Annotated in this window: 12 protein-coding genes; 2 read left to right on the top strand and 10 right to left on the bottom strand. The window is 42.0% G+C overall.

Annotated features, from left to right (window positions below; genetic code table 11):
• Positions 1-163: 163 nt before the first annotated feature.
• From ACHFIY_RS16740 to ccoS, 10 genes are all read right to left on the bottom strand, one after another.
• Positions 164-568, bottom strand: a complete 405-nt coding sequence (locus tag ACHFIY_RS16740) for a putative toxin-antitoxin system toxin component, PIN family (protein WP_410847268.1) — start codon at positions 566-568, stop codon at positions 164-166.
• A complete protein-coding gene (locus ACHFIY_RS16735; protein ID WP_410847267.1) occupies positions 546-806 on the bottom strand; it encodes a hypothetical protein in 261 nt (86 codons plus the stop codon). Before ACHFIY_RS16735 ends, ACHFIY_RS16740 begins: the two co-directional genes overlap by 23 nt.
• Before the next feature lie 336 nt (positions 807-1,142).
• A complete protein-coding gene (locus ACHFIY_RS16730; RefSeq protein WP_410847266.1) occupies positions 1,143-3,062 on the bottom strand; it encodes an SPFH domain-containing protein in 1,920 nt (639 codons plus the stop codon).
• A 301-nt stretch (positions 3,063-3,363) separates the two neighbouring features.
• Positions 3,364-4,065: a sulfite exporter TauE/SafE family protein gene (locus tag ACHFIY_RS16725; protein ID WP_410847265.1), complete on the bottom strand. Its 702-nt coding sequence runs from the start codon at positions 4,063-4,065 to the stop codon at positions 3,364-3,366.
• On the bottom strand, positions 4,065-4,499 hold the full coding sequence (locus ACHFIY_RS16720) for a FixH family protein (RefSeq protein ID WP_410847264.1): 435 nt from the start codon (positions 4,497-4,499) through the stop codon (positions 4,065-4,067). The genes ACHFIY_RS16725 and ACHFIY_RS16720 overlap by 1 nt, the downstream gene beginning before the upstream one ends.
• 157 nt (positions 4,500-4,656) lie before the next feature.
• The gene (gene ccoG, locus ACHFIY_RS16715) at positions 4,657-6,060 is read right to left on the bottom strand and encodes a cytochrome c oxidase accessory protein CcoG (RefSeq protein WP_410847263.1); all 1,404 of its coding nucleotides are present in this window, start codon (positions 6,058-6,060) and stop codon (positions 4,657-4,659) included.
• Positions 6,061-6,073: 13 nt separating this feature from the next.
• Entirely contained in the window at positions 6,074-7,225 is a 1,152-nt protein-coding gene (locus ACHFIY_RS16710) for a cbb3-type cytochrome c oxidase N-terminal domain-containing protein (protein ID WP_410847262.1), read from the bottom strand.
• Between the two features lie 17 nt (positions 7,226-7,242).
• Positions 7,243-7,401 carry a CcoQ/FixQ family Cbb3-type cytochrome c oxidase assembly chaperone gene (locus ACHFIY_RS16705; RefSeq protein WP_410847261.1) on the bottom strand — a complete coding sequence of 53 codons (159 nt, stop codon included), beginning with the start codon at positions 7,399-7,401 and terminating at the stop codon, positions 7,243-7,245.
• 12 nt (positions 7,402-7,413) lie between these two features.
• The gene (gene ccoN / locus ACHFIY_RS16700) at positions 7,414-9,567 is read right to left on the bottom strand and encodes a cytochrome-c oxidase, cbb3-type subunit I (protein ID WP_410847260.1); all 2,154 of its coding nucleotides are present in this window, start codon (positions 9,565-9,567) and stop codon (positions 7,414-7,416) included.
• Positions 9,568-9,587: 20 nt separating this feature from the next.
• Complete coding sequence (gene ccoS / locus ACHFIY_RS16695) at positions 9,588-9,839, bottom strand: cbb3-type cytochrome oxidase assembly protein CcoS (RefSeq protein ID WP_410847259.1); 252 nt, start codon at positions 9,837-9,839, stop codon at positions 9,588-9,590.
• Positions 9,840-10,367: 528 nt separating this feature from the next.
• Here ccoS and ACHFIY_RS16690 point away from each other — a divergent pair.
• Entirely contained in the window at positions 10,368-10,607 is a 240-nt protein-coding gene (locus ACHFIY_RS16690) for a hypothetical protein (RefSeq protein WP_410847258.1), read from the top strand.
• Positions 10,592-10,867, top strand: a 276-nt coding sequence (locus ACHFIY_RS16685) for a hypothetical protein (protein WP_410847257.1), incomplete at its 3' end; no start/stop codon positions are given. The genes ACHFIY_RS16690 and ACHFIY_RS16685, both read left to right, overlap by 16 nt.

The following is a 10,867-nucleotide window of genomic DNA, read 5'->3' as shown; positions in this document are numbered from 1 at the left end:
AAAATATAGCCATATAGGCACAAAAAAACGAAGCAGCACAAAGAAAAAGAAGGGTAGGAGTTATTGGCTGATACGAACATCCTTCTTGTTTTCTTTATTTTCTTCGAACCACTTTGTGATTTAGTGCTTTGTGGCAAAAAAAATACTTGAGTAGGAATCCCAATCACAAAGGGACTGGGAAAGTTTCCTTGAACCATTTAATATCATGGATGGCCACGGGGCTTTCAGTAAAATTCAGTAAGGCCTTCTCTTTGGTTACAATTACTTCGCTGTTGGTTTGGATGGCAAGGTCAAACAGGAAATTGTCTTTTGGGTCGGGGGAATTTGTAAAAAGAGGGATGGTTTCTACAAAAGAAGCAATTTGCATTATCATACCCAAGCTATCTTCTTTTGTAGTTGTTCTTGTCTTTGAAACTTTTGGCATGTTCTTATCCAATTCATAAAGCATATAATTGTTTATAAATACAGTAAGCCCATATACATTTTTTGCGTTAAGCAATCGATAGAGTTTGCCATGTGATGCATAAGTAAGATAAACGGAAGTATCAATGACTAACCGATGCTTCATAATGCCTTCTTCTAAATTCACTAACTATATCCGCTATTTCATCTTCGTTTAGGCAAATTTCATTTTCAGCAAGCCTTTCGTCCAATGCCTTTGCTTTTACCTGTATTTCAGGCCAATTTAATTTCATTTCTGCCTCTTGTTCTTCCACAGACATTTTTACTTTCCTTTCATATTCAGCCATCCAAGAAGGGGGGGCATCTTTTGCCAATGGCTCTTTTTCCAATAACGCTTGTTCCATAACTATCACATTTATTAGTGCAATATAAATAAAACATTACAAAAAACAAAGCCTTACAACACAAATTAAGCTAGGGAATTCGCATTTAAGAAACTTTCAATCTATCGTCTGGTTTTATAATCCAGAAGGGATGGCATTATTATAGAAACACAGCACAATATTAATATACGAAACCTAGAAGGGGTGAAATTATAGACAATTTCACCCCTTCTAGGTTTTAAAAAACTCAAGATATTTAATTTGCTATATTAATGCCATCCCTACGGATTGAGGAATTTTAAAAGCCAATTCCCTTTTCCACTTTGAGTCTTTTAGCCCCTTGGTGGCAAACAAATCTTATTCTACGCCAACATCCTTTTTATCGCCTATATCTTTCTTCTTAGGGTCCATCATTTCCATCAGTTTCAATCCTAGTAGGCCATCTATAGCGCCGCCGCCGCCATTGCCACCACCTATTAAAATATCTGGTATCAATTTTAAATTGCCTTTGGATAGTTCCTCCGTTATTTTATAACGCGTAAAGTTTTCTCCACCCAATGCTTTTACGGCTAGTTCATAAGCTTCGGCAGTAGATTTACCAATAGCCAATATTTTACCTGCTTCTGCACTACCCGTTAAAGATATTTTCTGTGCTTCGGCAGCAGCCCGTAGCTTGATAGATTCCGATTCTGCAATAGCCCTTGCCTTGGTGGCTTCTGCCTCGGCAAAAGCCCGCATTTTGGTGGCTTCTGCTTCTGCACCTACGGCTAGTTTCACCCCTGCTGCATCCCCTTCCGATTTTTTCACAGTGGCACTAGCCGTGCGCTCGGCTATTTCCACGCTTTGCTGCGCTTTTACAATGTCTTTTTGCATATCGGCAATGGCGGTTTCTTTTTCCATGCCCTGCCTAGTTTCCTGTGCGCTTTTCTGAGTGTCGTAGGTTACTTTCTGTTCCTCGGCTATCTTCCTGTCGGTGAGGGTTTTCATGAGGGATTCGGGAGGTACAATATCACCTATCAATGTGTCCACTGCGGTTACGTTGTACTCGTCCAGCACTTTTTTAATTTCTGCTTTGGCCGATTCCTGCCTTTCCTTTCTTGTGCTTAAAAAAGCTATCACATCGCTATCTTGGGCGGAGTTTCGGAAATAGTTGCCAATAGTAGGCTCCAATACCTGAGAAACTAGGTTTACCATATTGCCGAAACGGGCAATTACTTTAGGTGCCTCAGTTGTGGGAACATGGATAATTTGTGCTACATCCAAATTGAATGGGAAACCATCACGGGAACGGACTGTGATGGTAGATAGGTTTTTATCCAAGTTATGTGCCTCGCTCCTCGCACTCGCCCAGTTGAGCACAAGGTTTGTAGTAGGTACTAGTTCTACTTTCATGGTGTATTTGTTAATGGGGTACTTGCCCGGGCCTAGCGGCTCCAGCCAAACACCTTTTGAGCCCTTTGCCACAATATTGCCATGTTTAAATTCTACCCCAGAAGTATCTGCACCATCCATGCCTATATACGAAATCACTACCCCTACATAGCCTATCGGTATCTCTGTCATAGGGGTTTCCTCTACCTGTACCGCCCATGGATTCAGGTTATAGGACCCTGCCAAAATTACTTGCGGCTGTAAGCCACGGCTGCCGCCATTTTTAATAAACGCATTAAAATCTTGAAAGTTGTTATGCCCATCTACTATCCTGCCTGCAATTTGCCCCTCATCAATGGGTAAACCGTCAAGTGCTGTAATAATGCCCACCTTGCTTTCCTGTATGCGCACCATATCGGTTACAGATACTTGGAACAACATGGTATTAATACGATACGAGCCTGTGGTGATATACACAGCCTGCCGCCCACGCTGACCCCCATTTTGCAGGAACTTGTCTGCATCCTGAAAATTATCGCACTCCACACGGTGGCCTAGAATATTGCCAGTAGGTATCTCTGCCCCGTCTTTTGACATGATAAGGCCAATTTGCCCTTCGGGGATAATGGTAAATTTTTCCATGGTTACCCCATATTGCCAAAACCATTTGCCAAAATACAAACCAGGTGCAAGGGTTTTTGCTTGAAAGCCAGCCTCACCCTTCGTGGCAATAATACGTCCATCGGGCAATGCTTTGTCAATGCCAAATAGCACGAATTTCTTGGTTACCAACCCTATTTTATCTTCTGGTACGATAACCATCCCAAATAAAAAACGGAGGATAAGCTTATAGCAAGCTATACAAATAATAATCAAGAAGAGCCACCAGAAATCAAGGATTTGCATGTTTGGTTTATTTTAAAGGGTTGATGAATAAGCATAGTTGTTTGTCCTTTTCAAAAGTATAGATAATTGGGGATAACCGTAAGGAATAAGCCAATATTTGAAACAAATATTGTTATTACCCAAGTATCAATTGAGTACAAAAACAAAAAAACTTTGTTTTTGCTCAATAAACTAACTGCTTTTTGCGTTTATTTATAAGCGAAGGTTTCATCACAATACCATTAGTTGAATAAAACGCTATGCAATCCCGTTTGCAAGCGCTAGCTGCGTATTTGTGGAAATAAAATTGTCGCTTGCCAATTTAAGGCAGCATTTTATGGCAAGGTATTATGTCAGCATTGGTATCGTGTGCATGATTATACGATAAGCCCCTAGCAACCAGCATCAATGCCATGGCAGCCATAAAATAGGGGATGAATGTCTTTATTCTGTTTCGGAAGCTGAGGTCGATGATAAACCCAAAATAAGATACTGCCAGCATCAAGGGCAATGTGCCTAAGCCGAAAGCCGCCATGAAGCCGATGCCACCCAGTATATTGCCTGTGGCAATAGCACCCATCACTGCAAAATAGACCATGCCGCAAGGCAGCAAGCCATTGGCCACGCCTATCAATAAAATAGAAGGCAGGCTTTGCTTTGCCATCCGCTTGGTAATAAATGTTTGCAAATGGTAGAATATTTTGTGGAAGGAGGGTGTGCGCAGCAGCCTGCTTTGGAAAAGGCTGCCGATGGCAAATACTAGCAAAAGCAATCCCGCTGCTATGGAAAACCATTTTTGAAAACCGCCTATATACAGCCCACGCCCGGCAATGCCAAACAGCAATCCAAGGGATGAGTAGGTAGCTATGCGGCCAGCATTGTAAAGCAGTACAGCAATTGTTTTGCGGAAACCTGTAAGCTGCTTAACAGGCAGCGACAAGGCAATAGCCCCACACATGCCCACACAGTGGAAACTACTTACTGCACCCAATGCTAAGGCTGTGAGCAGGAATGGCCATTGCATCAGTAGATGTTTATTTCTTTTTCGCAATAATATTTTGTACTGCCTGCCACCCAGGCAATCTTAACTTGATAGCTTGCTGTGGCTAATTGTGCAAAAGGGATGGATTGTTGCAGGTTGCCATTTACAGCTAGTGGTATTTTCCTGTCTTTCGTTGCATCTGTTTTGCAATAAAACCATGCCTCGCCTTTTATGGTTTTGTCTTTTAGCTGGGCAGGGAAGGAGAGCAATACGCCTTCTGTGTTTTTTGTTGCTACCAAGTCATCTAGTTTGTTGCTATTGGCTACGCCATCAATCCTGTCCTGATAAACAAGTTCGTCTTTATAATATTCTGTGCTTACCAGTTCAAATTTTGTATTGATTGTTTTGTACACCAGTGTAAGCATCAAGCCTGCAAAGGCTATGAAAACGATGATTATGCTTTTGCCCCAGTTCATATTGTTGATTTTAAAATGATGATTTAATGATTTGTGATTATTCAACACATAGGCATATAGGACACATAGCAATAGAAAGAAAAAGAGAGAAAACATAGAGTTTTATATTACTTTTAAGTCTATGTGTACTATTGTGCCTATATGGTGAGCGTAAGATTTATCCTACCGGCCCCAAGAAATTGGTTTCTATCACCGTTATTTTTTTATCTCCTTGGTACAAGCCAAGTTTCAATTTGGTCTTTCTATTATGGATGCTGCTTTTAGGCAGCACAATAAAGAAAGTGCCTGCCCCTTGCCCTTCCTTAGCCACGGTAATATAGGCATTGCCAATAGTTTCTATCCGCTCGTTACCTGTTTCTGAACGTATGGTGAGGGGTACATCCTTAATGGTTTTGTTTACAATTTTTATATTGTACAAGTTAGAGATACTGTCTGCCCCCCTTTCCTGGAAAAGCATACCAGGGGTACGCATAACAGTAGCATCCACATCTTTGCGTGTGGCTAATAAAAATGACAATGCACACAATACCACACCACAAAGCAAGGTGTACATTTTCATACGTGTGGTATAGTGCAAGGGTTCGCCATTGGCTATTGAGTTTTCTGATGCGTACCTTATTAACCCCTTTGGCTTGCCAATTTTTTCCATGATGTTGTCGCAGGCATCAATACAGGCAGTGCAGCCCACGCATTCCATTTGTACGCCATTCCTTATGTCAATGCCCGTAGGGCAAACTTTTACGCATTGGTGGCAATCGATACAGTCGCCCACTGCTTGGATGCTTCCTGCTTTGGCATGGCCCCTAGGCTCGCCACGCTCATAATCATAAGCTACAATCATTGAATTTTTATCCAACAATACACTTTGCAGCCTGCCATAAGGGCAAACAACTGTGCAAGACTGTTCCCTGAAAAAAGCATACACCGCATAAAAAACAAAACTGAAGAGTATAATTGAACCAAAGCCCCCTAGATGTTCTGATAGCGGCTCAGTCATTATTTTCCACAACCCTTTGATGCCGATGATATAAGCAAGAAAAGTATTGGCTATTAGAAAAGAAAGCAGCAGAAACAAAATATGTTTCAATACCACTTTTCGCTGGTCTTTTCCTTTTAAGGGGCTATTGCCAAGCTGCCTTTGCACCGATGCATCGCCCAATACCCAAAACTCAATCTTGCGGAACATCATCTCCATGAAGTTGGTCTGCGGGCAGGCCCAGCCGCAAAACAAACGCCCAAAAGCAGCAGTAAACAAGATGATAAAGAAAATAAACGTGACCATCGTGATACCGAGGATGAAAAAATCCTGAGGCCAAAAGATTTTTCCAAAAAGGATAAACTTGGCCTCAGGTATATTAAAAAGGAATAGGGGGTGTCCGTTTAAGAATATGAAAGGCATACCAAAAAACAACAAGAAATAAAAGATGCTGAGGGTGCTTCGGATGGTATAAAAACGGCCCTTGGGCTTGTAAGCGAAAACCCATTTGCGTTTCCCGTTTGCGTCAACAGTGGCAATCCTGTCCCTGAAGTTTTCTGTTATACCTAACGTGGGTGCTTTCATATTTTTATTGTTACTATTTACTCGCTACAGTTTTAGCAGCAGTAGTGTCCTTAACCGTACTTTCTTTAAACAATTCACCCTGGGGATCCTTTGGTTTGGCAGTCTTGGTGCCATGCAGGCTTTTTACATAGCTGGCAAGCTGGGCAATTTGAACCGGGGAGTAATCGTCTTTCCAGCTTTTCATGCCTTTTTCCTGCCAACCGTATTTAATAGTTTTAAATACATCTTTTATGCTGCTACCATGCAGCCAGTAATCATCTGTTAGGTTGGGTCCAACTGCACCACCGCCATCTGCTACATGACATGCTGCACATACAGTTGTAAATACTTTTTTGCCCGCTTCTAGATCTGCGCTGCCAGTTAAAAGCGTTACGGTGTTTTCATCCACATTGTTAGCGGCATTCGCCAGGTAGGCTTCTTTTTCTATTGCGGCTGCCTGAACGGAAATTTCGTATTCTTCCTTACTTAAAGGGGCGGAGTAGGAAACATGGAAACGCCATAGATAAACTACACCAATAAAAATGCACAGGTAAAAGCCATATATCCACCACGGGGGAAGGTTATTGTCTAGTTCACGGATGCCATCGTAATCATGACCTAAGTCTATATCTTGCTCTTCCTTGGCAGATTTGAAGCTGTTTATTTTCTCCCACAATACTGCCCATTGGATTTTTTTTGGCTCGGTTTGTTTTGCAGCCACCGCTAATTCTTTGCGCAGCAATAACTGTAAATTGTAGAGCAAGGCGAAGATGATGACTAATTCCAGCGTGATGACAGCTATAAGGGTAAAATAAACTGGTATAGACAAAGAGCCTGTTGCGGGAGTAGCAGAGGACATTACACTCTCTTGAGCAATAATGCCGCTACTGATAATTAGGCCAACCAACAAAGCAGTAATTTTTAAACCCGCGCCTATTGACGTGCCATTCTTCTTTTCTTCCTTGTCTTTTGCAAGGTACAATTGCGCAGCACCTAGCAATATAAATGCTAATAGCCCGATGATTAGCAGCAAAGCTGCCATGATTACAATAAGAATAGTAGCCCTGGGGTCATCCATCGAGGATGGCAGCGGCCTGCCTTCTGCAAAAGAAAATTGCGGGCTAGCGCATACAGCTAGAAAGACGGCTATGGATTTGCTCCATTTATTATTTACCAAGTTTAACATAAATCGTTTTTTTATAATCAGGCTAATGGCAATTCACTTATTTCTGCAATCATTTTCTTATCTGCCTTCAAGGCCCATACGGCCATGACGATAAAGAAGATAAAAAAGATTAAAAAGGAACTAAGGGCATAAATATCCACCCCACTTATTTTTTCCAAATAGTTTATAAATTTCATTTGTAGGGGGTTTTAAGGTGTTGCTGTGATTGTTTTTTGAAGCGAAGTATCCTGCCGTGGCATAGTTTTAATATCTGTACCCATCCTTTGCAGGTAAGCAATCAAAGCCAGTATTTCTGCATTGGGCGATACCTGTAATTTGTCTTTTTTCAAGTTGTCTTGAATCTTTTTTGCTTGCGCTGTCAAGTCTGCATTGGCTATTTTATCAAAGCCTTCTGGGTAAGGCACGCCCAGTTTTTGCATTGCCCTTATTTTTGCAGGCGTTATAGCGGTATCAATTGTATTGTCGTAAAGCCAAGTGTAGGATGGCATAATAGAACCTGGGCTCATGCTCTGTGGGTCCATCATGTGGTTGTAGTGCCAGCTATCGGGGTATTTGCCGCCTATCCTTGCCAAATCTGGCCCCGTTCTTTTGCTGCCCCATTGAAAAGGGTGGTCATAGACAAATTCGCCCGCTTTGCTGTATTCGCCATAACGGGCTACTTCGTCCCTGAAAGGTCGTATCATTTGCGAGTGGCAGGTGTAGCAGCCTTCCCTTATATAAATGTCCCTTCCTTGTAATTCAAGCGGCGTGTATGGTTTTACGGCGGCAATGGTTGGGATATTGCTTTTTACTAAAAACATCGGGATCATTTCCAATATGCCACCTATTGACACGGCCACTAGGCTAAAAACCATCAACTGCATAGGCCTTTTTTCAATCCACCTGTGCCAGTGCTGTTGGCCGTGGGTAACTATTGTTTTAGGCAATGGTGCCGCCTCGGCATATTCGTTGGCAATTAGGTGGCCATATTGAACAGTTTTGTAAATGTTCCAAACCATGATGAATACGCCAGACAAGTATAAAGTACCCCCAATGCTACGCATTACATACATGGGTACGATATGGGTAACTGTTTCTAGGAATTGGAACTTCAACTGACCAGATTCTGTAAATTGTTTCCACATCATGGCTTGCGTAAACCCTGCCCAATAAAGCGGCACGGTATATAGTACAATGCCTATGGTACCTATCCAGAAATGGGCATTGGCCAGTTTTTTTGAGTATAGAGGCGTATCGAATATGCGTGGGATAAGCCAGTAAATAACCCCAAATGTCATAAAGCCGTTCCAACCTAAAGCACCTATATGCACATGCGCAATAATCCAGTCGGTAAAGTGCGCAATGGCGTTTACATTTTTTAGGCTAAGCATGGGCCCTTCAAAAGTGGCCATACCGTAACATGTTACTGCCACTACCAAGAATTTCAAAACAGGCTCCTCCCTTACTTTGTCCCATGCGCCACGGAGGGTAAACAAACCGTTCAACATGCCTCCCCAGCTTGGCGCAATGAGCATGATGCTAAACACAACGCCTAGGCTTTGTGCCCAATCGGGCAGTGCAGTATATAATAAATGGTGCGGACCAGCCCATATATAAATAAATATCAAAGCCCAAAAGTGTATTATGGAAAGCCTGTAGCTATAAACAGGGCGATTGGCTGCTTTTGGCAAAAAGTAATACATCAAGCCCAAATACGGGGTTGTGAGGAAAAATGCGACCGCATTGTGGCCATACCACCATTGCACCAACGCATCCTGCACGCCTGCGTACCAGCTATAACTTTTGAACCAGGAAAATGGCAGCTCTACAGAATTTACAATATGCAGCATGGCCACCGTAACCCATGTGGCTATGTAAAACCAAATGGCCACATACAAATGGCTTTCCCGCCGCTTGATGATAGTGCCAAACATATTGATGCCAAAAACCACCCAAACAACCGTAATGGCTATGTCAATCGGCCATTCCAGTTCTGCGTATTCTTTACCTGTTGTATAACCCAGCAGCAGGGAAATAGCTGCGGAAACAATGATGGACTGCCAACCCCAAAAATGTATTTTGCTCAGCACATCGCTAAACATTCTTGCCTTGCACAAGCGTTGCAGTGAATAATATACGCCCATGAAAATGCCATTGCCCACAAATGCAAAAATAACTGCATTGGTATGCACTGGCCTTACCCTGCCAAATGTGGTATATGCAGTACCCATATTAGCCATTGGATAATACATTTGGATAGAAGCGAGCAAGCCGCCCAACATGCCAACCACACCCCAGAACAGCGTAGCGTAAGTAAACATTTTTACTGTTTTGTTATCATAATAAAATTTGTCTAACTGCATAAACTGTAATCTTTAGGGGGTTAATCTTTATTGACTGAGTCGTTATTGTTTTTTGTTTTCTTATTGCCAATTTGTTTCTTGATTGCAGCGATTTTTTTGGTTTGTTCTGCACAATCACCTTTAGGGCAAACATATATGTCATCGAAAAGCATGCGTATCGCAGGGCTTATTTCGTCATCATACTGCCCAGTTTTTACGTTCCACAAAAAAGCAACTAAAAACAGGGCAGCTACCGTGATGCTTGCTACTAATAAAATGATAATGACACTCATATATTCTTTGTTGGCGTCAAAAGTAGTTTTGGGGGACGGAGTGAAAAGTGACGTAAGTTGGAGGACGGGATGATAGTTGTCATGTTTTGTTGCTATAAGTTTTTTTCACCAAAGAGGAACTTGTTTAGGAACGGTTCTTTTATAATCCCCGATTGAAATCGGGGGTTATAATATCGGTCATGCCTACGGCATTGGTTCTTTTTCTACATGCCTGCTTAGTAACTACTTAAATAAATATGCACGAGGTGTTTGGCTCACAGCTAGCCCACGTCAACATAATCACACCTAAAAACAATACAAATAAAAGAAGTGTTGCTGGTACGTGCCTGTGGCGCGTACCCTTTGCTTAGTTCTTCCTGCTGTTCGTCACCGGCAACTTCCCGAAAGTTAAAACATTCGGGAAGTTTGGGCGTACACAAAATTTAATAGGGTGCCTTGCTTCTGCTCAAATAACAAACAGCAGTAAAATAAATAGTAAAATGTGCTGCGAAGAAAACTTATTGAAGTAAATTTGGGAAAATTTACGTCATGGAATCATTTAAACAAACGCTTTTAACCAAAATAGCCGCCATTGAAGACGAAGGCTTGTTACAATTGCTTAATGAGGATGTGGATATATTGATGGCGGCAGGCAACAGCGACATTACGGCCAACCTTTCGGCAACTGAATTGGCAACCTTGAAAAAATTGGCATCGGAGCCGGATGATAAAGATGTGGTAAGCTGGGCCGATTACCAAAAAACTACAGCGCAATGGAGAGGCAAATAGTTTTAAAGAAACGATACATGAATAGCCTGCTAAAAGTGATAACCTACCTACAGGCAGAATGGGGCGAAAAAGTAACCGCCGAATTTGTTGCCCGTTTAGATAAACGCTTGCTTGGTTTATTGTCGCAACCATATACAGGCATCCAGTCCGAAGTAGTGAAATATGTACGGGGTATACTAATCACAAGGCATAACAAGGTAAGTAATCAGACACAATTATCTTGCTATTATTTCGTTTATAATAGTATGGGCATACAAGTA

It is taken from the genome of Parasediminibacterium schistidii (assembly GCF_046546515.1).
Lineage (GTDB): Bacteria > Bacteroidota > Bacteroidia > Chitinophagales > Chitinophagaceae > Parasediminibacterium.
This window is presented reverse-complemented; position numbering and strand designations above follow the sequence as displayed.